The organism is Chelatococcus caeni, from assembly GCF_014196925.1.
GTDB classification, from domain to species: Bacteria; Pseudomonadota; Alphaproteobacteria; order Rhizobiales; family Beijerinckiaceae; genus Chelatococcus_A; species Chelatococcus_A caeni.
Map to the genome: position 1 here is coordinate 318,411 of NZ_JACIEN010000004.1, position 23,802 is coordinate 342,212.

The window sequence follows — 23,802 nt, forward strand, 5'->3', positions numbered from 1 at the left end:
GCGCCGGTTCGATCCGGTCTTCGGTTTGGGCTGAAACGGGTGTGGTCAGGCCCTCCCCCCGCGGGGCGGGGAAGGCGCGCCGGCGGTCTCGACGAGCCCGCGGATGCCGGCGGCGATGAAAGGCACGATGCGGGTCATGATGGCGTCGACATTGCCGTCGTCGCAGGCGCCGCCCGACAGGCGCCCGGCACGGCCGGTCGCCGCCATCATGGTCATGCCGACGCCGATGGCGAACATGTAGGCCCAGACCGCATCGGCCTCGCCGAGGCGCGGCTCGACGCGCCGGAAGGCCTCGATGAAGCGCAGGGCGATCGGGTCGTAGTGGGCGCCGATGAGGCTGCGCGAGCGCTCGTCGTCGGCATTGGCCGTGGCGGCGAGGATGCGCGAGAAGAGATTGCCGCCCTGCCCGCTGTGTCCTGCTTCCATGGTGGGGCGGAAGAGCGCCTCGATGAGATCCTCGAGCCGAGGCCCGGCATCGTCGCCGAAGAGGCTGTCCAGCCGCGCCGCCCGCTCGGCGTTGATGGCATCCGAGCGACGGGCGAACACCGCCTCGAACAGCTTTTCCTTCGAGCCGAAATGATAGTGCAGCAGGGCCTGGGCGACGCCCGCCCCGGTCGCGATCTGGCGCATGCTCGCCCCGTCGAAGCCGTGCAGCGCGAAGACCCGCTCGGCGGCGTCGAGAATGGCTGTGCTGGCGTTCGGTGCGGACATTGAGGCTCCCGGCGGAAAGTGCGCTCAGCATGCACTGACTGATCGAACAGTCAAGATGCCGAAAGAGCGATGCAGCCTCGCCTGCGGCTTCGCCGGGGTTCCGATCGGTGATAGAATTGAACATTCGCCCGATGGGCAGAAGCCACCGGGCGTCAACCGCTGCCGGAGGCTGCCATGGAGACGATCGTCCGCTGCAGCGAGGCCATGCGGACCTGCCCGCCCCGTCTGGTGCCGGCGCTGGCCGGCTGCCCGCGCTGCCGCACCATGGGCATGATCGCGTCGCCCGCTCCCGCTGCCTGCCCGACCTGCGGCAGCCCGTGGGTCGAGGTGAATGCCGACGGCAGCGAACGGAAGGGCCTGCGGCCTTAGAGCCGGTTCCGATCAGGTTGGAGCCCGATCGGAGAATCCGTCCCAACCATCAAGAGAGCCCGGCGGCCCTCGGCTAACCGGCGTCGGCAGGAACGTCCGGTCCCCTCACCTCCACCGGCGCCGAATCGGTTGCGGCGAGTGCCGCCTCGATGAGGCCGGTGCAATGGACCATCTGCCATGAGGCCCATTGCTCGAATTCCTCGACGAGATCGGGGGCGATGCCGCCAAGCCGGCCGCGTCCATCGGTGTGGAACCAGCCTTCGCGCTGGGCCTCGTTCATCAGGCTGCCGATGTGGGCAGCCGAGACCTGGAAGCGCCGCGCGAGTTGCCGGTAGCTCAGCGAGCCCTCCACGGGGGACGGGGACAGGCCATCGAAATGGGCCGCGAACACCGCCGTCAGCAACAGGTAGCCGCTGTCGCGTTCCGCGAAATGCAGAACGCGCGGAAAGGGGTGGATGATGGTGCCGTGCGCAAGCACATAGGCGGCGGACCGGCGGATCACATCCCCGAGGAGATCGTGATTGTCCGCGAGCAGCGCAGCGCGCGCCTCGCCCCTGCCCGCAAGGGCATCCGAGGCAGCGATGAACAGCCGCGCCGAGCGGCCGATTTCCGCGATCATCGGCGGAGCCGGCCGCAGGTGCTTGACCCGGCGATCGTTCGGTGAGGGCTCGGTGAGGATGAGGCGGCCGGACTTCAGGGCGGCCACGAACCCGGCCGTCTGCCGCTCACTGGCGCCGGAAACCTTCTGCAGGGCGGTGAGCGTCGGCGCCGGCCCCGCGCCCCAGATCCACGCGTAGTAGTTGTGGATCAGCATGTAGCAGACGATATAGCGGCCGATCTGGTCGAAGAGCTTGTAGACCGGCCAGTCGATGCGCGCCGGGCTGCTCATCCCCCGGCAATATGCGGCGAGCGCCGCGCGAAAGCCGGGATGCCGGCGCAGGCGCGCGGCAGCTTCCTCCAGCGCTGCGAGCTCTGCGGCGTCGGCGAGCGCCTCCCCCGAGAGCGGTCCCCGTTCGTCCTGCGATACAGCGCTCAAGCGTACCCCCGCCACCTACGGCACCTATGCTCAAAGTTTCTTAAAATATTCCATAAATGCAGCAACGATGAACGCAATATTATTTGCGATCCCGTCACTACATGCAAAGTTTGGGCATTCCAAGCCTGCACGCAACGTATAACAATCCGGCTATTGCCGGGTGCGATGCCGCGTCGATGCGGAGCCATGCGTGAGCGGGCCCCGCAGGCGCGGCGTGTCATGGCGGTCGCCTGGCGCAGGATCTCGGATCAATAGGGGGCGGAACATGTGCAATGATCCACGATGCGGGCACCGCCTGCACCTGTCGCGGCGGGGACTTTTGGCCGCCGGCGCCGCGACCTGGCTCGGCATGCAACTCGGCCCGGCCGTGGCCCAGACGGGCGCACCGCCCAATGCCATCGGGCCTGACGAGGCGCTGAAGCGGCTCGTCGACGGCAATGCCCGCTATGCGGCGAACACGGCCGCGAACAAGGACTTTTCCGCCGGCCGGGCGGCGCGGGCGGAGAGCCAGCACCCCTTCGCCGCCATCGTGAGCTGCGCCGATTCCCGCGTCGCGCCCGAGCTTGCCTTCGACCAGGGACCGGGCGAGCTCTTCGTCGTCCGCGTCGCCGGTAATTTCGTCAACACCGACGGGCTCGCCAGCCTGGAATACGGGGTGAAGTTCCTCGGCATTCCGCTCGTCATGGTCCTCGGCCACACCAATTGCGGCGCCGTCGACGCCACCATCAAGGTGCTGAAGGACAATGCCGAGCTGCCCGGCCACCTGCCGGAGCTCGTCAATTCCATCAAGCCGGCGGTGGAGGCGGCCAAGAAGGCAGGCTCCGACGACCTGCTCAACCGCGCCATCATCGAGAACGTGCGCCACAACGTGGCCGAGCTGAACAAGGCCGAGCCGATCGTCTCGCGCCTCGTCAGCGACGGCAAGGTCAAGGTCGTCGGCGGGCTCTACGATCTGGCGACCGGCAAGGTGGAACTCGTATAGGGGCGCCTGCGACGCCGCGGCTGCCGCACCTGTCGGGCGGCAGCCGCGGCCGTCCTCTCGCGCATGAAGGACCGCCCTGCCCCGATGCGGCCGGGGCGGATCATTCGCAGGCGCCGCCGCTGGCGCGGTGTCGAACGCTGCTGGGAGGCCCTCCGAAGCGCGCCCGGAACAGGCGGTTGAAGTGCGACAGGTCGGAAAACCCGACTTCAAACGCGATGTCCGAAATCAGCCGGCGGCTATTGCAGGGGTCCGCGAGCATCGAGAAGGCCTTCTGCAGCCGCAATTCGTTCACTCGCTCACTGAAGGAGGCACCCGTCATCTCCAGCAGTCGGTGCAGGTATCGTGGCGAGATTCCGAGCGTTCGCGCGACCAGGCCGACGCTGAGTTCCGGCTTCTGGAAGGAGGCCGCGATTTCCTGAAGCACGGATGCGGTGCGTGCCGCCACGATGGCGCTCTGGCTGCTCTCGCCCACCTTGCCAACCTGTGTCAGTGCCAGCGACATCAGGTCGATGATATGCCCCCTGACGAGTTCTCGACCTTCCGCTGAACCGTTGAAGCGGCTCTTTTCCAGCGAATGGATGTAGTGGCGCAGCAACTGCAGAGCTTCGGAGCTCCGCGGCAGGCGTCGCATCACAGCGTCGTCAGGATGAGCCACCCGCGCACGCAATTCCGCGCTCGGAACCAGTACGGCGATGAATGCGAAATCCTCGGAAGACCCGACGGTCCCCGTCTCGCAGACATGCATGGGAACGGCCTCGCCTCGCCCCAGGCGGACTTCGCGCCCCTGGTGCGTAACATGGAGGCTTCTCGACGGGCAGATCACCAGGCTGAAGGCGTCGTCGCCATCCTTGACGAGTTCATCGTCTCGGAAGGTGATGCCGGGGCTGAACCGCGTACGTGCCACCCGAAGGTCATCATAGATCGGCTCGAAGGAGGTGCTGAACGGTGCGTCCGTCAACGGCCTGAAGTCGATGCGGAGGGAGCGCCGGGCGTACTGCTCGCGCCATCGACGGATCGCATCGCGTTGCATTGTCATGGCGCAACGCCCCTTGCCGAATTTCTGTCTACGGCATCAGGCTCAGCACCCCCTTTATACCACACCGCGCCGGCTATCGGCCAATTGCGCACATCCCGGTCCGGCCGCAGTGCGCCGCTGACCAAGACGGCTTCACCTGAATGAGCGCAGCCTCCGCACGAGAGACCCATTCAAGCGACGCAGCCATCAGGCGCAGGTGACGGATTGATCTGCACCGGCGGCGGCTTGCCGGGCGCGACGAGCATGGTGGCACAGATGACTTGTGTAACCAGACGGCTCATAGCGGGCGTGATTTTCGGGATCGCTGCACCGCTCGCATGCTCTGCCTCCGAAGGCGAGTTGCCGGAACGTCCGGCCCACCGTGCCGGCGTCGGAACCACCCCCGGGCCGGTCGTCTTGCCGGGAACAGGATTTGTTGTCGAACCGGGCGCCCCTGTCGTGACGGGGTCCGGCCATTCGCCGACAGCTCTGCTGCAGGCGATCGCGGCGTGGCTCTCGTCCGAGTTCGGTCTGCCGCCGGTCGAGGAGCTGCCGGCTGTCAACCTGGCGTCCAGACGCCACATGCGCAGCCTTCACCATCGCGAGGTGTCGCCCAGCACCGGAGCCGGCTACACGGCTTCTCGTCTTCCCATCGAGACTAGCGAGGATGTCCTCGCCATCTACGACACCGTGGCGAGGACGATCTATCTGCCGGAGAGATGGTCGGGAAAGACCCCGGCAGATCTTTCCATGCTGGTGCACGAGATGGTCCACCACCTCCAGCACATGGGCGGCTTGAAATTCGCCTGTCCCGGGGAACGGGAGAAGATGGCTTTTGAAGCGCAGGAGCGCTGGCTGCAGCTCTTCGGCAGGAGCCTCGAAGCCGATTTCGAGCTGGACCCGTTCACGATCCTCGCCCGCACCAACTGCTTCCATTAGCACCTGGGGCCACGCGGCCATCCCGCGCCGAGAGCGCAGGCTCAGTCCGGCCGGCTGATCCTGACCACGGCATCGGGGCGCGCTGCGAGGTCGGGCAGCAGCTCGATGCCGAGGCCCGGCGCATCCGACACGGTGATCTCGCCGCGCTCGACACGCGGCAGGTCCGTCACCAGTTCCCGATACCAGCCCGTGTAGAAGGCGCGCACGCTCTCCTGGATCATGGCGTTGCGCGCGTGCAGCGAGAAATGGCAGGAAGCCATGAAGACGACCGGCCCCGTGCAGTCATGCGGGGCGACGGGAATGTGGTGCGCCTCCGCCATGCCGGCGATCTTGCGCGCCTCGGAGAGGCCCCCGCACCAGGAGAGGTCGAGCATGGCGACGCCCGCCACGCCGGTGGCGAGATAGTCGCGGAAGGCGTGAGGATAGGCGAGCGTCTCGGAAGCGCAGATCATGGCGCGCGAGTGCGGGGCGTAGGCCTTCAGCGTCTCCAGCGAGTCCATCCGCACGGGATCTTCGTGCCAGAACGTGTCGTAGGGGGCGAGCGCCCGCGCGATGCGCTGCGCCGCCGGGAGCTGCCACAGCGAGTGGAACTCCACCATGATGTCCATACGCTCGCCCACCGCCTTGCGGATCTTTTCGAACGGCTCGAGCGCCCGTTTCAGCTCCTCCGCCGAGATGTCGAGCCCGCCCGTGCGCTCGGCCGCGATGTCGAAGGGCCAGATCTTCATGCCCGTGATGCCCTGCTCGAGGAGCGAGAGCGCGAGCTCATCGGCGTTGTTCAGAAAGGCGTCGAGATCCTCGTAGGGGCCTTCGGACTCGCCGGTGCCCCAGTTGGCGACCGCCTGGGCGCGGGCATCGCGGATGTAGCGATAGCCGGCGCAGGTGTTGTAGGTACGCACCCGCTCGCGCGAGCGCCCGCCGAGCGCGACCGAGACCGGCACCCCGAGCGTCTTGCCGAACAGGTCCCACAGCGCGATGTCGACGGCCGAGTTGCCGCGCGTCTCGACGCCGGCGCCGCGCCAGCCCAGATAGCCGATAAGGTCGCGGTTGATGGCCTCGATCTGCCGGGGATCGCGGCCGAGGAGCCTCGGGGCCACCGTCTCGTGCACGTAGGCTTCCACCGCGGCCGCGCCCATGAAGGTCTCGCCCAGCCCGACGAGCCCCTCGTCCGTATGCAGGCGGATCCAGACGATGTTGGCGAACTCTCCGAGCCGCAGCGTCTCGACGGCAGTGATCTTCATCGCGACATTCCCGGTCGTGGTGTGTGATCGGCCCCGGCAGGGAGGGCGGCTCGCCGCCCTCCCCGTCCGATTCAGAGGCCAGTCAGTTCTTGCGCACTTCCGCGAGCGCGTCCTGGATACGCTTCACCACGTCCGCGCCGATCGAGCCTGCGTGCTTTTCGTAGACGACCTGCGCCTTCTCGCGCATGCGGTTCTGCTCGTCCGGCGACAGCTCGTTCACCTTCATGCCCGCCTCCTTCAGCTTGGCGAGCGACTTCTCGGAGAGCTCCCGGCTCGCCTTGCGCTGCGCATCGCGGCCGACCACGGCGCATTCGCTGAGGATCGTCTGCTCCTCCGGGGAATAGGTGTCCCAGATCGGCTTCGAGAACAGCACCATGAAGGGCGTGTAGGCGTGGCGCGTCACGGAGAGGTAGTTCTGCACCTCGTAGAACTTGGAGGTGTCGATCGTGACGAAGGGGTTTTCCTGGGCGTCGATCGCCTTGGTCTCGAGCGCGGCGAACACCTCGCCGAAGGCCATCGGCGTCGCGTTGGCGCCCATGTTCTTGAAGGTATCGAGGAAGATGTTGTTCTGCATCACCCGAACCTTCATCCCGTTGAGATCTTCCCACTTCTCGACGGGCACCTTCGAGTTCGTCAGGTTGCGGAAGCCGTTCTCCCAATAGGCGAGGTTCACGAGGCCGTAGTTCGGCAGCATGTCGCTGACGTGCTTGCCGAACTCGCCGTCGAGGACGGCATCCGCCTCCTTCTCGTTGGCGAACAGGAAGGGCAGGTCGAACACGCCGAGCGCCGGCGCGATGCCGACGAGCGGCGAGGTCGAGGTGATGACCATTTCCTGCGTGCCGGAGCGCAGGGCCTGGGTCGCCTGCAGGTCGCCGCCGAGCGCGCCGCCCCAGAAGGCGGTGAGCTTGATCTTGCCGCCGGACTTATCGGTCACGCACTGCGTCATGGCCTTGACGCCGTCACCGACGGGATGGTCGGCATTGACGCCGTTGGACACGCGGATGTTGCGGTCCTTGATCTCGGCTGTCGCAGGCAGGGCGAGCGCCAGAAGGCTGACGGCCGCGAGGGCGAGGATACGCGTCTTCATTTTCTTCCTCCCGATAGGGTTACAGACAATGTCTCGCACCGACCCGGGCCTACCTCAGCCAGGACAGGGGAACGAGCACGAGCTCAGGGAACATGACGAGCAGGAACAGCACGGCGACCTGCGCCAGGAGGAACGGCGCCACGCCGCCGATCACCTGGCCGAGGGGCACGCGCGAGACGCCGCTCACCACGTTGAGGACAATGCCCACCGGCGGCGTGATGAGGCCGATGCAGGTGTTCATCACGAAGAGGATGCCGAAATAGACCGGATCGATCCCCGCCTGCTTGATGATGGGCATGAGCACCGGCGACAGGATGAGGATCGTCGGTGCAAGGTCGAGCGCCGTGCCCACCACGAGCACGAGCAGCATGATGACGAAGAGCAGCAGCTTCGGCCGGTCGATGAGCGGCTGGATCAATTCGCCGATCTCCGCCGGGATGTTGGCGCTCGTGATGAGCCAGGCGGAGACGAGCGCCGAGGCGACGAGGAAGAGGACGACCGAGGTCGTCTTCGCCGCGCGCAGCAGCACGCCGTAGAGATCGCGCGGCTTGAGCTCGCGGTAGATCACCATGCCGACGAAGAGCGCATAGACGGCGGCGACGACGGCCGCCTCCGTCGGCGTGAAGACGCCGAAGCGGATGCCGCCGAGCACGATGAGCGGCATGACGAGCGCCCAGCCGGCGCGGGCGGTCGCCCTGAGGCGCGCCGCGGCAGGCTGGCGCGGCAGCACCGCAACCTTCTCCCGACGCACGAGGATGTTCCACGTGATGAGGAGCGCGATCGCCATCATGAGCCCAGGCACGATGCCGCCCATGAAAAGCTGGATGATCGAGACGTTGGCGGCGACCCCGAAGATGATGAAGGCGATCGACGGCGGGATGACGGGGGCGATGATGCCGCCGGAGGCCATGAGGCCGGCGGCGCGCGGCACGTTGTAGCCGGCGTCGCGCATCATCGGGATGAGGACGGCCGCCAGCGCCGCCGTATCGGCGGCGGCCGACCCGGAGAGGCTCGCCATGATGACGGCCGCGATGACGGCGACGATGCCGAGCCCGCCGCGGATGTGCCCGACGCAGGAGACGGCGAAATCGATGATGCGTTTCGACAAGCCGCCCGTGTTCATGAGCTCGCCGGCGAGCAGGAAGAAGGGGATGGCGAGCAGCGTGAACGTATCCGCGCCCATGATCATGTTCTGGGCGACGATCTGCGTGTTGAAGATGCCCATGTAGGTCATGAGCACGATGCCGCAGAAGATGAGCGCGAAGGCGACCGGGGTGCCGATCGCCATGGAGCCGAGGAGCGAGGCGAGGAAGACGACGATGGTCATTCGGCGTGCTCCCGGATCTCGCTGGTGCCGTGGCCGGCGAAGAGGCGGATCTCGTCCTCGGTGATGCGGCCGGTCAGCGCGCGCAGGATGCGCGCCAGCGTGATGAGCCCGATGCCGCCCGCCGTGAAGAAGCCGATGCCGAAGACGTAGCTGAGGGGCAGCCCCGTGACGGGCGCGGTCATCGTGGCGTTGATCGGATACTGCTTCCAGGTGCCCCAGAAGAAGACGACGCAGCACAGGAGGATGATGAGGTCCGACAGGATCATCGAGATGAGCTGGCCAGCGCGCGGAAAGATACCGACCAAGGTCTCGACGCCGAGATGGGCGCGCTCACGAAAGGTGACGACGGCGCCGATGAAGGTCAGCCACACGAAGAAGTAGCGCGACAGCTCCTCCGACACCGTGATGCCGGAGTTGAAGCCGTAGCGCAGCACCACGTTGCCGAACACCATGACGACCATGCAGACGAGAAGCCCTACGAGGAGGACTTCAAGCAGCCGGAACGTCCGGTCGATCAATCCTTGCATGGACGATATTCTCCAGATGTCGTGTCGAGAGTGCGACGTAGATGTCCTGCCGCGCCGATTCGATGAGTTGCGTCAGTGCCCGGCGGGCACCTTCGCCGTCGTGGCCGATGATGGCGTCGGCCACGGCCCGGTGCAGGGGCAGCGCCCTGCGCGCGCTTTCCATGTCCACCACCGAGAGATGGAACGAGAGCTTGAGAGCGTTGGCGACGATCGGCACGAGATGGCGCAGGAACTGGTTCCGCGAGCCGTTGAGGATGGTCTCGTGAAAGACGAGGTCCGCCGCGTGATAATCCCCCTCGCCGTGGACGGCGGCTGCCGTCATCTGCTTGAAGGCCTCATCGAGGGCCGCCGCGGGGAAATCGGGATTGCGCGCCGCGAGCTCCGCCGCATAGGGCTCGATGCCGAGCCTAAAATCGATTAGATCATTGACGAATTCGCGGGTGACCCCGGACTCGAGTCGCCAGGCGATCACCTGCGGGTCGAACAGGTGCCAGCGGTCGAGCGGCTCGATGCGCGTGCCGTGTCGGCGCCGCACGCTGACGATGCCCTTGGCGGCGAGCGTCCGCATGGCCTCGCGCACCACCGTGCGGCTGACGCCGAGCTCGGCGCCGATCTCCGTCTCGTTCGGGAGGGGATCGTGAACGTCGAACCGGCCGGCGACGATCCAGCCGGCGAGCCGGTCCACGGCGTCCTGGTGCAGGGAGCGCATGGCGGGGATGCGACGAGGCTCTTCGGCCTTCACGCCGACAGCCGCCTTGAGCGCGCTTCGCCCCGGATCTCGCTCATCCATTCCTCCCACGCGTTGAATGCGGCCACCTGTGCGGCCTTGGCTACATAATACGTATGATGAATAGAGTGCCAAGTTGAATCGTTGCTGCAGCGCACAATGGAGCCCGTGCGGTTGCACCGTTCTGCTGAACACAAGCGATCGCTTCGTCTTCCGGAGGGGGCGCGAGGCCAGGATCGCCAGCGATCCGCCTGCAAACCGAGCGCCAGCGAGTTTCTCCACCCGAACCGGAGTGGAGAGATCATCACACACGATCGCGGCGGCGTCGTTTATGCGGTCGGCAGCCGCTCGGACCTGCGGGCTTGCCGCAACAGCCAGCCGCGAAGCAGGACCAACAGCGATCCCGATGCCCTGGATCGCTGCTTTGATGAAGCAGGATGCGCGGTGCCGCGATCCTCATGGATATGCCGACAGGCCACGGGCGTCGAGGTCATCTTCGGCGTGCCGGACGATACCAATGTCCCCTTCTATGAGGCATCGCAGCTTCGCGAGAGACGAGATTCGCCATGTGATGGCCCGTGACGAACGGTCGGCGGGCTACGTGGAAGTGGTATCCGCGGCGGGCGGCCGGGCCTCTTCGATGATGACATGGTCATCGTCCTTCTCAGCCTCCTCGCGCGGCGCCTTCCAGGCGATCAGGCGGTAGAACATCGGGATGAGGAAGGTGGCGAGGAAGGTCGCCGCCAGCATGCCGCCGATGACGCCGGTGCCGATGGAGTGCCGGCTGGCCGAACCGGCGCCGGAGCTGACGGCGAGCGGCACGACGCCGAGGATGAAGGCGAGCGAGGTCATGATGATGGGCCGGAAGCGCAGGCGCGCCGCGGCGATGGCCGCCTCCGCCGCGCTCATCCCCTCCTCGCGCTTCAGGACGGCGAATTCCACGATGAGGATGGCGTTCTTCGCCGCGAGGCCGATGAGCGTCACGAGGCCGATCTGGAAATAGACGTCGTTCGTCAGCCCGCGCAGCCACACCGCAAGCAGCGCGCCGAGCAGCGCGAAGGGCACGGCGGTGATGACCGCGAACGGCAGGCTCCAGCGCTCGTACTGCGCGGCGAGGATCAGGAAGACCATGATGATGCCGAAGATCATGGCCTGCGCGCCGGTGCCGCTCGTCGCCAGCTCCTGGTAGGCCGATCCGGTCCAGGCCACCTGGAAGCCGCTCGGCAGCGCTTCCTGCGACGCGGCCAGCATCGCCGCAATGGCCTCGCCCGAGGTATGGCCCGGCGCCGGATCGCCCGTCACCTTGGCCGCATTGAAGGCGTTGAAGCGCTCGAGCTGGTCCGGCCCGATGATGCGCTCCGCCCGGGCAAGGGCGCTCAGCGGCACCATGCTGCCGTTGTCGCCCCGCAGGAAGACGTGGCGCATGTCGTCCGGCGACTGGCGGAACGGCGCCTCCGACTGCAGGTTGACCTGGTAGTTGCGGCCGTAGAGCGTGAAGTCGTTGACGTAGAGGCTGCCGAAGGTCGCCTGCATCGCCTCGAACACGGAGCTGATCGGCACGCCGAGGGCCTTCGCCTTCTCCCGGTCGAGGTCGATGCGATATTGCGGCACGCTGGTGCTGAAGGTGGTGCGCACGTTGGTGAGCTCCGGCCGCTGCGCAGCCGCCTCGACGAGCTTCGAGGTCGCGGCCGCCAGCGCGTCGATGCCGCCGCCGGTTCGATCCTGGACATAGAGCTCGAAGCCGCCGGTCGTGCTGAGCCCCATGATCGGCGGCGGGTTGAAGGCGAGCACCATCGCATCCTTGATGCCGGCATTCATGCCCATGAAGGGGCCAGCGAGGTTGCGCGCGTCGAGCTCCGGCGTCCTGCGCTCGCTCCAGTCCTTGAGCGTGACGAAGGCGGTGCCGGCGCTCGTCTTGCTGCCGGACGACAGGAGGTCGAAGCCGGCGACCGAGAAGACGTTCTCCACCGCCGGATGGTTGCCGATATTGGTCGTCGCGGCCTCCATGGCCGCCTCCGTGCGGGCAAGCGAGGCCGCCGGCGGCAGGATGGCGACGCTGAAGAGCATGCCCTGGTCCTCGTCCGGCACCAGCGAGCCCGGCACCGTCGCGAAGAGATAGGCCGCCCCGCCGCACACACCCGCGAAGATGAGGAGGCCGATGACGAAGCGCTTCACGAGGAAAGTGACGCCCGCCGCGTAGCCGTCCGTCAGCCGCTCGAAGGCGCGGTTGAACAGGCGGAAGGGCAGCGCCGGCTCGTGATGCCCCGGCTTCAGGATGAGGGCGCAGAGCGCCGGCGTCAGCGTCAGCGCCACGATGCCGGAGATCGTCACCGACATGGCGATGGTCACGGCGAACTGCTTGTACATCTCGCCGGCGAGCCCGCCCATGAAGGAGACGGGCACGAAGACCGCGCAGAGGACGAGCACGATGGCGATGACCGGCCCGGTCACCTCGCCCATGGCCTTGATGGCGGCCTGGCGCGGCTTCAGGCCCTCGCTCGTCATGATGCGCTCGACGTTCTCCAGCACCACGATGGCGTCGTCGACGACGATGCCGATGGCGAGCACGAGGCCGAAGAGCGTGAGCAGGTTGATGGAGAAGCCGAGCAGATACATGCCGGCGAAGGTGCCGATGATCGAGATCGGCACGGCGATGACGGGAATGAGCGTCGCCCGCCAGTTCTGCAGGAAGAGGAAGACGACGAGCACCACGAGCACGATGGCCTCGACGAAGGTGTGGATCACCTCCTCGATCGAGCCCTCGATGAACTTCGTCGTGTCATAGGGAATGCGATAGGTGATGCCGTCGGGGAACCCCTGCTGCAACTCGTCGAGCCGCGTCTTGATCGCCGACATGGTGTCGAGCGCATTGGCGCCGGGCTGCAGGTAGACGGCGATCGGCACCGCCGGCGTGCCGTTGAGCTTGCCTTGAACGGCATAGCTCTCCGCGCCGAGCTCGACGCGCGCCACGTCCTTCAGCCTGAGCGCCGCACCGTTCGCGTCCGCGCGCAGGATGATGTTCTCGAAGGCGGTGGCGTCCGGCAGGCGCCCGGCCGTGGTCGCCGAATAGGTGAAGGCCACCGTCTTGTCGTTGGGCTCGTCGCCGAAGCGGCCGGCGGCGAACTGGGCGTTCTGCTCGCGGATGGCGGCGGCGACGTCGGACGGTGTCAGGTTGTACTGAGCGAGCTTGTCCGGCCGCAGCCACACGCGCATCGAATAGTCGAGCTGGCCGAGGAGCGAGGCATCGCCGACGCCGGGAATGCGCTTCAGATCGTCGATGACGTTGAGCAGCGCATAATTGCCGACATAGGTGGAATCGTAGCGGCCATCCTCGGAATACATGGCGACGAGGCCGAGGATCGAGGTCGAGCGCTTGGCGACCGTGACGCCAAGGCGCGTCACCGCCTCGGGCAGCGAGGAGGTCGCCCGTTGCACGCGGTTGTTGACGTCGATGGTGGCCTGGTCCGGATCCGTCCCCTGCGCGAAGGTGACGGTGAGCTGCATCTGGCCGCTCGAGGAGTTCGAGGACTGCATGTAGAGCATGCCCTCGACGCCGTTGATCTGCTGCTCCAGCGGTGCGGCGACCGTCTGGGCGACGGTTTCCGCGCTCGCGCCCGGATAGGTCGCGGAGACGACGACCTGTGGCGGCAGCAGCTCGGGATATTGCGCGATCGGCAGGACGCGGATGGCGACGATGCCGGCGAGCACGATGACGATGGAGATGACGGCCGCGAAGACCGGCCGGTCGACGAAGAAGCGGTTCATTGTCTTGCTGCCAGATCGGCCTTGGTCACGGGCGGGGTCGCGGCGACGGCCGCGCCGGGACGCACCTTGATGACGCCTTCGGTGATGAGCCTGTCGCCCGCCGCAAGGCCCGAGAGGATGACGAAGCCGCCCTCGACCTGCGCGCCGGTCGTGACCGGACGCGCCTGCGCCTTGCCCTCGGTGTCGACGGTATAGACGAACTGCCCCTTCGGCCCCTGCATCAGGGCGCCCTCCGGCACGACGATGGCCCCGTCCAGGGTGAGCCCCTTGATCGTCGCGCGCACGAACTGGCCGGGGATGAGCCGGCCCTCGGGATTGGCGACGACGGCGCGGGCGCGCAGCGTCCCCGTGGAGACGTCGATGCTGCTCGCGGTGAAGTCGATGGTGCCCTCGCGCTCGTAGGCCGTTCCGTCGCGGAAGGCGATGGCGACCTTGAGCTCCGTGGAATGCCCGCCCCTCTCCTCCTGCCGCGCGAGCAGGCGACGAATGTCGGCCGCCTCCGCATCGGAGAAGGAGAAGTTGACGTAGACCGGATCGAGCTGGGTGATGGAGGTCAGAAGGCTCGCATCCGACCCGGTGCCGATGAGGCTGCCTTCCGGCACCTCCTCAAGGCTCGTGACGCCACTGATCGGCGCCGTCACCTGCGTATAGTCGAGGTTGAGCTGCGCCGTCTTGACCGCCGCCTCGGCCGCAGCCATGGCGGCGCGCGTCAGCTCCTCGTTGGAGACGGCATCATCGCGCGCCTTCTCGCTGCCGATGTTCTTCTCGTAAAGGCTCGCCGCCCGCTCGGCGTCGCGCACCGCCTGGTTATGCTGCGCGACAGCCTGCTGCAGGCGCGCCTTAGCCTCGGCCAATGCCGCCTCGTAGCGGTCCGGATCGATGACGAAGAGGATGTCGCCGGCCTTAACACGGGCGCCCTCGGTGAACTTGCGCTCGAGCAGGATGCCGCCGACGCGCGCCCGCACCTGCACCTCGCGGAAGGCGGAGATGCGGGCGGCGTACTGGAAGGTGAGCGGCACATCCCGCGCCGCGAGCTCGACCACGGTGACCTGCGGCGGCGGCGCGCCCTGCTGGGCCCCCGCCTGCCCGATCGGCGCGGCCGCGAGAAGCGCAGCCACCAGGGTCGCTGCGAGCGGCTTTGCGATTGACGAGGGAAAAGCTGTAGGAATGGCCATGGCGGATCACCGGACGGAGCTGGTCGACATTGCGGTGCAGCATATATACATTCATGAATGTCTGTAAAGAGGCCGAAGGTCGGATCAGGGGATTATGAATGCGCAGGACGAAGGCCGAAGCGGAACAGACGCGCGAGGCGGTGCTCGATGCGGCTGCCGAGGTTTTCTTCGAGCACGGTGCCGAACGCGCGACGCTGGAGCAGATCGCACGTCGCGCCGGCGTGACGCGCGGCGCCATCTACTGGCACTTCAAGGACAAGGCCGAGGTGCTGAAGGCCCTGCGCGAGAGCACGCGCCTGCCGCAGGAGGACCTTTTGGAGCACGCGCTGGCGCACGGGCACGAGGATCCGCTCGGCCTCCTGGAGACCGCCGGTGTCGCCATCCTGGAGATCGTTGCCGCCGACGAGCGCCGCCAGCGCATCCACGCCATCCTCTCGCGCACCTATGCGACGAGCGGCCCGATGGCGGAGGTCGCCGCGCAGGTGGAGGAGATCAACCGGGACGTCGCCGACCGGCTGCTGCGCATCATGCAGCTCGCCGAGCGCGGTGGCACGCTGGCGCCCGGCTGGCAGCCGGAGACGGCCGCCCGCGCCCTGCAATGCGTCTTCGGCGGCCTTCTCAACGAGTGGCTGCGCAGCAACCGCGCCTTTTCTCTGGTCGAGGTCGGCGCCAAGCTGGTCCGAACCCTGATCGCGGGGATGCGCGCCTGAAACCGCCTCCCACGAGGTTCGTCAGCGCGGCATCGTGCCGAGGCATTTGCGCCTGAGGAACGGCCACAGGATGATGCGGAAGGCCTCGTTGCGCACCGGGGCGAGCACGAAGCTCTCCATCAGGTGCCCGACCGCCGCCAGGTATCGGCCGCGCGAGGTCTCGTTGGACGAGCGCGCGAAGGCGATGGCGGCCCGGAAGGACCGGCCGAGCGCCCCTTCCCGCCGGGACAGGCGCTCGAGGTGGTCGTCCACCATCGGGTCGAGGCCCTTGTCGACGAGGGCGGTGTTGGCCGAGGAGTCGCGCCAGACATCGGCGAGATAGTCGTTGAGGAAGCCGAGCACGACTTGCGGATGGTCGGCGAGGCGCAGGAACAGGTCCCAGTCCTCGTAGCGCGGATAGCGCAGGTCGTAGCCGCCGACGGCCGCGATGAGGTCGCGCCGCGCGATCAGCGTCGATCCCGGGCAGGTGAAGCATCCCCAGACGTAGTGACCGATCTCCATGCGCGGCGGATAGGGCCGGTAGGCCGGCTCCACCTGCCCGTCGGGCCAGATGAGATCACAATTGGTGCAGCAGACGTTGATGCCGTGGGCGGCCATGAACGCGAGCTGGCGCGCGAGCTTGTCCGGCCGCCACGCGTCGTCGCTGTCGAGAAACGCCACCCACGTGCCTTGCGCCGCGGCGATCCCCGTGTTGCGCGCCGCCGAGGCCCCGGCGTTCGTCTCGTGCCGGATGACGCGGATCCGCCCGGCATAGGGCGCGAGCACCGCCGCCGTGTCGTCGTGCGAGGCATCGTCCACCACGATGATCTCCCCGGGCGCGAGCGACTGCGCAAAGACGCTCTCGAGCGCCCGCACGATGCAGTGCGCCCGGTTGTAGGTGGGGATGACGACGCTGATCTCGGAGGGATGCATCGGTTTGAAAGGTTCCATCAGCCTTGCGAGGCTACTAAGCCAGCCCTGCCCCGATGCCAAGGCCGGGCTAGCGGCCGCCCCTGGAAATAGCGCTTGCCCCGGCCCGCTGCAATTTTCCATGCAGGAGCTGCAGCGCGACGCTCGGATGCCGCACGAGCGCACGCACCAGCAGCCCGAGCGAAGCCCCCCGCCGCCGCTGCGCCCACAAACCGCGCGCAGCACGCATCAGGAAATGCGCCAGACGCGGATCCCGCCGTGCTTCGACAGGCAATTCAGCATAGTCGCGCAGGGCCTGCTCGATCGTCGCGAGGTCGGCAAGGGAGAGCATGTTGTGTTTGTGCGTAAACAGTTCCGCTTCGATGTCGCTGCGCAGATGCGGCGGGATCAGCTCGATCGTAGTGTCATCGATGACGTCGACATCGTTGGTGGGATCGGCGAGGCCGGCAGCGCGTGTCCGGTGGGCGAGACGGGCAATGATGGTCGCGAGAGCCTGCTGGCGCCGATGCACGAAGGAGACATTCGCGTCGTGCTGCCGGTAATCGAGGACCGGAACCGGAACGTTCTCGATGGAATAGCCCGCATCGTGGATGCGCAACCAGAGATCGTAGTCTTCCGCATGCTTGTATTGCGGACGGTAGCCGCCAAGCTGAACAACGACATCACGGCGCATGACGACTGTGGGATGGGCGAGCGGCGGCGCATCCGACGTGAGGAAGCGCGTCAGTGTCTCGCCGCCGGTGGGATAATCCCCAACCCGCAGAAGCAGGCCTTCAGCGTCGACGATGTTGACGAAGCCACCGACGACGGCAAGCTCCGGCCGTCCCTCGAACCGCGCGAGCTGGAGCTCGAAGCGGCGCGGCAGGGCCACGTCGTCGGCGTCCATGCGCGCGATGAAAGGCGCGACGGCGAGCTCGATCCCGCGATTGAGCGTCGCGACAAGCCCCCGGTTCTCCTGATGAAAGGCGCGGATCCGCCCGTCACGCGCGGCATAGCCGTCGATGATCTCTCCGCTGCCATCCCCCGAGCCATCGTTGATGATGATGAACTCGAAATCCTCGAAGGTCTGGCCAAGTACGCTCTCGATGGCGGCGGCCAGGAAGCGCTCGCCATTGTAGACCGGCAGGAGCACGCTCAGCGCGGGGCTGCTCATTTGAGGATGATCCAGCCTTCGGGGAAGAGATCCATCACATTGGTCGTCGCCAGCCGCGAGCGCGTGAACCACTGTCCGGGCGCGATCGTCACCTTGTCCGGCGAAGGGTTCAGCCACGCTCCCCACCAGGAATAGGAGCTGTTGGCAATGATGTGATGATGGCAGCCCGCCATCAGGAACATGTCCTCCCAGCTCCGCTCCGGGTCGGTACGCACGACATGGGCGCGCGGCAGATCGGCGAAGGCCTGCTGCACGAAATCTGGCTCGTCGGAAAACAGGAAGAAATCGACGTCCTCGCCGAAGATGCGGCGAATGACGGCAATGGCGCGACCGTAATAGCCCTCGCCAAGCGCGGCGTGCACGGCCGCGGCATCAGGGTTCGTCACATAGTCTCCGCGCCGCACGTGCAGAGACACGCTGCAGCGCGACGCCGCGATGCGCTGCGACCACTCCTGTGCGGCGGGGCCGAAGGGCTCGATCGGCTGGAAGTGCCTGCGCAGCACATCCTGACAACCGGCAAAATAGAGGGGGCTCTGGAAATAGCCCTCGAGCCTGATCTCGTCACCCGTGAGCGTGAAGAACGCCTCGTCGAAATGGAAATGGGGTTCGACATAGAGGCCATTCGCCTTCACGCCCCCACCCGTCAGGCGCCGGACGACCCTTGCCGGCAGGGACCGGCCGGCCGGTCGGCGCAACGGCTGCTCCGCAGAGATATCCTGCGGCACCTGCAACCTGTCGAGCTGATAGGGCCAGGTCGCGTAGGCAGAGAAAGCGGAGAGGTCGAGCGTAACCCGCGCCTCCCGCCGCACCGCGAGGCCCAGCGCAGCCGCATATTGAAACATCTGGTTGCCGAGACCGCCGACAAGGCGGATCGTGATGGTCGGGCTACTCAAAAAAACGTCTCCGGTCGTTCAGCAGGTGCCTGCGCAGGCGCCAGACCCCGTACCGCCCCAGCATTCCCCCGAGCGCAAGCCACAGATCGCCACGGCTCTTGAACAAGGAGCGGGCGAGAGGACTATCATGGCTCTCAAGCGCCCGATAGAACGCATCGATCCGCTGCGGTTCCAGGATGCTTGGCAACAGCAGCAACAAGGCCCGCCTGCGCAAATTCGAGCGGAAGGCGGGGCTCGAAGCGACGACATCGTCCCATTTGCCGAAAATGATCAGATGCTGGAGGAAAAAATCGAGCGCTCTGCGCTTGGCATTCTGTCGCTGGATACTGTTCCCGTGAATCCGTATCTGGACCACAGGCTCTTCAGTAAAGTCGAAATCTGCGACAGACGCCAGACGGATCCACATATCCCAGTCGGCGCCGTGGAACAGGCGCTCATCAAAGCGCCCCACCCGATCGAGCACGTCGCGTCTCACGACAACCGACGAAGCCGATCCCGAGACGACATAATTCTCCAGCAGCACCTGGTGAAAGATGTTGCCACGCCTCTTCGGTGGCACGACCAGAGCGTCTTTGAGAAGATCGCCGTTCTCGTCAATGTGCACATAGGCGCTGTGTACGACGCCGACACGATCGTCAGCCTCCGCAAAGACTCGCATCTGCGCCTCGAGTTTGCGCGGCAGCCAGATGTCGTCAGCGTCCAGGAAAGCGATGTAGGGGGCATTCGACGCGTCGATGCCGCCGTTGCGGGCCGACGACTCGCCCCCATGCGGCAGCCGCAGATGCTCGACAGTGTCGAACTCCCGGGCGAGCCGTTCGGCGATGGCCGGAGTGGCGTCGGTCGAACCGTCATCCGCTATGATGATCCGCGCCGCCGGCAGTGATTGTCCGGCCGCCGAGCGAACGGCCGCCTCGAGATACTTCGCCCCATTGTAAACCGGGATGACCACATCGACGTCGCGACTTCCGGCGGCACCAGCCATGACCGTTATATCCAACCTTCCGTAAAGCCCGCCCGAGGGCGATCAGACCTAAGAGATACCGGGTTCTTTTCCCGTCCCGCCCGGACGCAACAGCTTCGACACCCCAGTCTGCCACGCGGCATGCCTGGCCAGAGCCATACAAAATTCCTTGGCGAAATCCGCCCACCCACTGAAGAGCGGTCCCTGGGCACCGATTCTCGATTCCCGGACCACACGCATGAAGGCAGCAATTTCTCGAGGGTACTGCCAGGCTTGGACAGCCAGAAGTGCCGCGCGACGGCGCAACGTTCGAGGGAGTTGCGGTAGAAGCGCGACCTCCGCCGGCCATTTCGAATAGATCATCAGATGCTGCGCAAGAAACCCCAGCTGCCGACGTCGAAACAGCCTGTTCTGTGCACTCCTGCCGTGGACCCGCACATGCACCAGTTCCTCCGCCACATAATCAAAGGTGCCGACAGCGGCAAGCCGCAGCCAGAGGTCCCAATCTTCCCCATAATAAAGACGCTCGTCGAACCGACCCACGAGGTCCAGACTGCTCCGCCGGATCAGAACCGCCGAGGCTGATCCTGACACCGCGTTGTCTCCGGCCAGCAATTCGCGGAATATTCCGCCCCGTAAGCTCGGTGGTGTAATCGCTATTCCGGATATACGTGACCCCGCAGCGTCAATGCATTCATAGGCACAATAGACAAGTGCCAGATCGACATTTGATGATGCGAATACCGCTGCCTGCCTGGCCAGCTTCTCTGCTGCCCAGAGGTCGTCCGCATCCAGGAAAGCAATGAACGGGGAGGACGATTCCCCTATGCCAGCGTTCCTTGCCGCCGACACGCCCCCATGCGGCAGCCTCAGATACGTGACGAACGCCAATTCCGATGCGAGCTTTCTGGCGATGGACGGCGTCTCATCCTGCGATCCATCATCGGCAATGATAATTCTGGCCGGCCTCAACGTCTGAGCGGCAGCAGAACGGACGGCCTGTTCAAGATAGGATGCGCCATTGAACACCGGAATGATGACATCTATCTCCGGGCCGGCCTGCGGTCTGCCGCTCAATCACTCCTCCTCGTCCAACCTTCCCACACAAAAGGATATCGCCACGCAAGCCGATGCGTCCTGCGCAGCTCTCTTGCAAGAGAACGGTAGCGGCGACGGGCATTGGGTACATTCAGATGAAACTGGATCTGCAGGTCTTTGATACGCTTGATATGCCCCGTCGCTACAAGTCGCTCCAGCAGGGCATACTCGCCTCCCTCGATATTCAGCTTCGCCAAATCGAACTCTCTTGTCGGGCTCTCGTCGAGATAACGTGCAGCATCAATCAACCTTACGTCGACCAGGGCTCCCGGCTCGCATACGAATGCGCCGGACGCGTCGTCATCGATACTGAACTTTGCTTCGCCGTCGCGCTCGGCCAGCGCAGCTTCTATCACGTTCACCCGGGGGTCGCCTGAAAAGCGCGACCGGATGATGTCCGCAAACTGCGGGATGGGCTCGAAAACAGTAACGTTGGCCCCGAAGTCTCCGATCAGCCGGGCTGCGAAGTCACCTCTGAACCCACCAACGTCGAGAACATGGCTGGTGGCGTTCAGCTTATACGCATAGCGGATCCGTTCTTCGGGTTCGTCCCTCAGCCAAGCCTGATGCGATCGATAATGAATGTCGCGCATCTTGCGCGCGAAATCTTTCGAACGCACCCAGCTCGATTTCCAGCCATCGCGAGCGCCTTTGGCTGCTCTATGGAGCGCGGGGGCCCGCTTCAGAAGCTGGACCAGCCGGCGGCGCGCCCGCATCTTCGCGGACTGGAAATGTTCTTCCGGAAGAACGGAAATCGGCACACCCGCTGTCAACGGCTCCTGAGCCACGTCCCTCGCCACCCGCGCCAGCAAAGCGAACAGATTGTGCTCGTAGAGCACGCGCCGGCGCGCCTCCTCGAGCAACGGCTGCGCCCGCTCGGCTTCGTCGGATTGGATGACACGCTTGATCGTTTCGATAGCCTTGGCCGGATCGTAGATGTCGATCGCCGTGAAGCTCCCTTCCGGGAAGTATTCCCCGATGTTCCGGCAGCCATGATAGATCGGATAGGTCAGCGTCAGGAACGGGTCGGCAAGCTTCTCCGTCCAGTAATCGTCGATGGCGCAATTCTCCAGCGCGATATGATACCAGTACGGCGCAAGCACCTGCAGCTTGTCACCAAAGTCGTTGATGCCCCGTCCGAATACGTCCATCTGATCGCCGAAATGTTCCTTCAATTCGGCAACGAAACGCAGGCGGGCGCGATGCTCCTCGGTGAAGGCCTTGTTCGATGAGACGACGGAAACGAGCTTCGTCTTCTCTGGGCGGAACGTCTCGAAATCCCGGACGGTCAGCGGCTCGGCGAGCAATGATCCATCGGCGCTCCAAGCCCCGACATGCCAGGGCAGACCGACCTGGGTGAAGCGGCGGCCGCCGTGGGCGGTGTCGCGATCAGTCGTCAGCACCGTTCCGAACTGGTCGAGGAAAGCGGCGTTGTATCGCTTCACGTTCTGCGGCTCGGAGGCCACGAAGACGAGACGGCAGCGGTCGAGCGGCACCTCGACCGCCTGCGGCAGTGCGTCGAAGACGAAACAGCAATCGCAGCCGGCAAGATCGCCGCCGAAGACGAACTGCACGCCGTCCCAAACGAGATCCTCCTCCGGGAACTGGCGCCACCACGCCCATTCAGGAGCCGAGGAAACAAAACCAGCCTTGATCACATACGCCCCCTGACAGCCCGGATGGCGGAACGCCCGGTCCGGAAAACGTATCGCACGCCGCGGAACAACGGCGGAGGCAGTGTCTGGCGCAACGTTTCCGCCGTCTTCCCCGGCAGTTGCGGCAGCCAGGCGCGCAGTTCACCGTAAGACGCCCGTACCGACCTGCGCACGCGGTCCCCCACGGGCTCCCGCGGGCGCGCCTCCATGATCAAACGGCAATCCCGCAGGTCTTTCTTGGCGCCGCGGAAGCTCTTGAACAGGAGAACGGTCTCGAGGGAGAGATATTTGACGCCCTTGTAGCTGAAATGGTACGCAGGATTGAAGACGAGCTCATCGACCGGGATCTGGAACTCCCGATACTCATCGTTGTGGCAGGCAAGCTCGCCGCCCCCAAGAAGCGGAAAGCTTTGCTGAGGGACGATATAGTCGACATCATTACAGTCCCGCAGCCCGAAAGCCGCCAGAACCGCCCCGGAGTCGATGCAATAGGCCGCCGGATTGGCCACGGCGCCCAGGCCGGCCTCGTATTCCGCCAGGAGCTTGCGGAATCGCTTCGGCTGGAACGTCGGCCGCAGGTTCAGGAACTTCACGCCATTGGGATTGAGGACGAGGTCCCCGATCCAGCGCGTCTCCCGATGCGTGTCGTTCATGTGCACGTAGTGCAGTTCGGGAAAAGCCTGCCGCACATGTTCCTTCGTGGGGCGCGAGCCTTCGCCCGGCGGCGTCTTGACAAAGACGACCTTGGCATCGCCCCCGTTGGGAAAGCGCAACCGCACGAATCGATCGAGCAGGTCCATGTTCCACCAGGGCTCGTGCCCGTACAGCAGCTCGATGAGGTTACGGCGCCCCTGCTCGGTCAGGGAAATGTCCTTGGCATGGATAATCTGCGTCTTCTCCGCGAGCCGGCTCAGGGCCGCATCGACCTCGGCCCAAGGGGCGGGAAAGAAAACCGCCGCATAGCAATCCTCGTCGAGCGCCAGGTATTCGTTGACGAGTTGCTCGACGACCGCCGCGCTCATGCCGATGCGCAACAGGGCTGCCGCATCCTGTTTCTGCAGCGGACCCTCGAGTCGGACCGCGTCGACAGGTTGCTTGAAATAGAGCGCCGTCGCCAGCCGGTGGGCGCCGTCGACAACCGTATTGCCCGTATAGGGTACGAGACCCCGCGCCTGGTCGTAGCCGTTCAGCGACACATCGTCGATGAGTGCCGTGAAATGCCGGAGATAGTCGGTAAAACTGCTCTTCCGGCCATCACCGTCCCGGAACTCGGCGTTCCAGCTCTCCAGCAGATGGCGATAGACACTCGTGCCCCAGCCGACGGCCCAGCCCTGTTCGCGCTGGCGCACGAAAACGTACCGGGCCATGAGATCCAGCCTATCCGGAGAAACCAGCGCGAGAGGATCGCAACGTTCGATGCGCGCCTCGGCCGGCACGCGGTAATAGTTGAAGACGTTTGCGTCGATGCGTGTCCTGATCGGATCTCGCGCTGCGCGACTCATACTTTCCTCCCCGCCGCAGA

Annotated in this window: 21 protein-coding genes; 4 read left to right on the top strand and 17 right to left on the bottom strand. The window is 65.7% G+C overall.

What is annotated here, in order from left to right; genetic code table 11:
• Nucleotides 1-45 precede the first annotated feature (45 nt).
• On the bottom strand, nucleotides 46-711 hold the full coding sequence (locus GGR16_RS17670) for a TetR/AcrR family transcriptional regulator (protein ID WP_019400600.1): 666 nt from the start codon (nucleotides 709-711) through the stop codon (nucleotides 46-48).
• Between the two features lie 174 nt (nucleotides 712-885).
• Between GGR16_RS17670 and GGR16_RS17675 the strand changes: the two genes are divergently transcribed.
• Nucleotides 886-1,080 carry a hypothetical protein gene (locus GGR16_RS17675; protein WP_019400601.1) on the top strand — a complete coding sequence of 65 codons (195 nt, stop codon included), beginning with the start codon at nucleotides 886-888 and terminating at the stop codon, nucleotides 1,078-1,080.
• 73 nt (nucleotides 1,081-1,153) lie between these two features.
• On the opposite strand, the gene GGR16_RS17680 is transcribed toward GGR16_RS17675, so the two are convergent.
• Nucleotides 1,154-2,116 carry a hypothetical protein gene (locus GGR16_RS17680; RefSeq protein ID WP_183317452.1) on the bottom strand — a complete coding sequence of 321 codons (963 nt, stop codon included), beginning with the start codon at nucleotides 2,114-2,116 and terminating at the stop codon, nucleotides 1,154-1,156.
• A 265-nt stretch (nucleotides 2,117-2,381) separates the two neighbouring features.
• Here GGR16_RS17680 and GGR16_RS17685 point away from each other — a divergent pair, with 265 nt between their 5' ends.
• Entirely contained in the window at nucleotides 2,382-3,098 is a 717-nt protein-coding gene (locus tag GGR16_RS17685) for a carbonic anhydrase (protein ID WP_183317453.1), read from the top strand.
• Between the two features lie 100 nt (nucleotides 3,099-3,198).
• Here the strand turns inward: GGR16_RS17685 and GGR16_RS17690 are convergent, their stop codons facing one another.
• Entirely contained in the window at nucleotides 3,199-4,134 is a 936-nt protein-coding gene (locus GGR16_RS17690) for an AraC family transcriptional regulator (RefSeq protein WP_183317454.1), read from the bottom strand.
• Between the two features lie 204 nt (nucleotides 4,135-4,338).
• On the opposite strand from GGR16_RS17690, the gene GGR16_RS17695 reads away from it, so the two are divergent.
• Entirely contained in the window at nucleotides 4,339-5,052 is a 714-nt protein-coding gene (locus tag GGR16_RS17695) for a DUF6647 family protein (protein ID WP_183317455.1), read from the top strand.
• A 41-nt stretch (nucleotides 5,053-5,093) separates the two neighbouring features.
• Here GGR16_RS17695 and GGR16_RS17700 read toward each other — a convergent pair whose 3' ends face one another.
• From GGR16_RS17700 to GGR16_RS17730, 7 genes are all read right to left on the bottom strand, one after another.
• Nucleotides 5,094-6,293 (bottom strand): mandelate racemase/muconate lactonizing enzyme family protein, encoded by a 1,200-nt coding sequence (locus GGR16_RS17700; RefSeq protein WP_183317456.1) that lies wholly within the window; start codon nucleotides 6,291-6,293, stop codon nucleotides 5,094-5,096.
• A gap of 82 nt (nucleotides 6,294-6,375) precedes the next feature.
• The gene (locus GGR16_RS17705; RefSeq protein ID WP_183317457.1) at nucleotides 6,376-7,380 is read right to left on the bottom strand and encodes a TRAP transporter substrate-binding protein; all 1,005 of its coding nucleotides are present in this window, start codon (nucleotides 7,378-7,380) and stop codon (nucleotides 6,376-6,378) included.
• Nucleotides 7,381-7,429: 49 nt separating this feature from the next.
• Nucleotides 7,430-8,707, bottom strand: coding sequence for a TRAP transporter large permease subunit (locus GGR16_RS17710; RefSeq protein WP_183317458.1), 1,278 nt, complete (start codon nucleotides 8,705-8,707; stop codon nucleotides 7,430-7,432).
• A complete protein-coding gene (locus GGR16_RS17715; RefSeq protein ID WP_026014850.1) occupies nucleotides 8,704-9,234 on the bottom strand; it encodes a TRAP transporter small permease in 531 nt (176 codons plus the stop codon). The genes GGR16_RS17710 and GGR16_RS17715 overlap by 4 nt, the downstream gene beginning before the upstream one ends.
• Entirely contained in the window at nucleotides 9,197-10,024 is an 828-nt protein-coding gene (locus GGR16_RS17720; RefSeq protein WP_246373154.1) for a FadR/GntR family transcriptional regulator, read from the bottom strand. The genes GGR16_RS17715 and GGR16_RS17720 overlap by 38 nt, the downstream gene beginning before the upstream one ends.
• Nucleotides 10,025-10,558: 534 nt before the next feature.
• Entirely contained in the window at nucleotides 10,559-13,726 is a 3,168-nt protein-coding gene (locus GGR16_RS17725) for an efflux RND transporter permease subunit (RefSeq protein ID WP_183317459.1), read from the bottom strand.
• Nucleotides 13,723-14,901 carry an efflux RND transporter periplasmic adaptor subunit gene (locus tag GGR16_RS17730; protein WP_183317460.1) on the bottom strand — a complete coding sequence of 393 codons (1,179 nt, stop codon included), beginning with the start codon at nucleotides 14,899-14,901 and terminating at the stop codon, nucleotides 13,723-13,725. The genes GGR16_RS17725 and GGR16_RS17730 overlap by 4 nt, the downstream gene beginning before the upstream one ends.
• 98 nt (nucleotides 14,902-14,999) lie before the next feature.
• On the opposite strand from GGR16_RS17730, the gene GGR16_RS17735 reads away from it, so the two are divergent.
• A complete protein-coding gene (locus GGR16_RS17735; protein ID WP_019401835.1) occupies nucleotides 15,000-15,611 on the top strand; it encodes a TetR family transcriptional regulator in 612 nt (203 codons plus the stop codon).
• A gap of 21 nt (nucleotides 15,612-15,632) precedes the next feature.
• On the opposite strand, the gene GGR16_RS17740 is transcribed toward GGR16_RS17735, so the two are convergent.
• From GGR16_RS17740 to GGR16_RS17770, 7 genes are read right to left on the bottom strand one after another with little or no spacing between them, the layout of a single operon-like run.
• Nucleotides 15,633-16,541, bottom strand: coding sequence for a glycosyltransferase family 2 protein (locus GGR16_RS17740; RefSeq protein ID WP_183317461.1), 909 nt, complete (start codon nucleotides 16,539-16,541; stop codon nucleotides 15,633-15,635).
• Between the two features lie 49 nt (nucleotides 16,542-16,590).
• The gene (locus GGR16_RS17745; RefSeq protein ID WP_183317462.1) at nucleotides 16,591-17,673 is read right to left on the bottom strand and encodes a glycosyltransferase family 2 protein; all 1,083 of its coding nucleotides are present in this window, start codon (nucleotides 17,671-17,673) and stop codon (nucleotides 16,591-16,593) included.
• Nucleotides 17,670-18,566, bottom strand: coding sequence for an alpha-1,2-fucosyltransferase (locus GGR16_RS17750; protein WP_183317463.1), 897 nt, complete (start codon nucleotides 18,564-18,566; stop codon nucleotides 17,670-17,672). Before GGR16_RS17750 ends, GGR16_RS17745 begins: the two co-directional genes overlap by 4 nt.
• On the bottom strand, nucleotides 18,559-19,548 hold the full coding sequence (locus tag GGR16_RS17755) for a glycosyltransferase (protein WP_183317464.1): 990 nt from the start codon (nucleotides 19,546-19,548) through the stop codon (nucleotides 18,559-18,561). Before GGR16_RS17755 ends, GGR16_RS17750 begins: the two co-directional genes overlap by 8 nt.
• A gap of 48 nt (nucleotides 19,549-19,596) precedes the next feature.
• Nucleotides 19,597-20,604, bottom strand: coding sequence for a glycosyltransferase family 2 protein (locus tag GGR16_RS17760; RefSeq protein WP_183317465.1), 1,008 nt, complete (start codon nucleotides 20,602-20,604; stop codon nucleotides 19,597-19,599).
• Nucleotides 20,601-22,283: an FkbM family methyltransferase gene (locus GGR16_RS17765; RefSeq protein ID WP_183317466.1), complete on the bottom strand. Its 1,683-nt coding sequence runs from the start codon at nucleotides 22,281-22,283 to the stop codon at nucleotides 20,601-20,603. The genes GGR16_RS17760 and GGR16_RS17765 overlap by 4 nt, the downstream gene beginning before the upstream one ends.
• A complete protein-coding gene (locus GGR16_RS17770; protein WP_183317467.1) occupies nucleotides 22,280-23,782 on the bottom strand; it encodes a hypothetical protein in 1,503 nt (500 codons plus the stop codon). The genes GGR16_RS17765 and GGR16_RS17770 overlap by 4 nt, the downstream gene beginning before the upstream one ends.
• Nucleotides 23,783-23,802 lie beyond the last annotated feature (20 nt).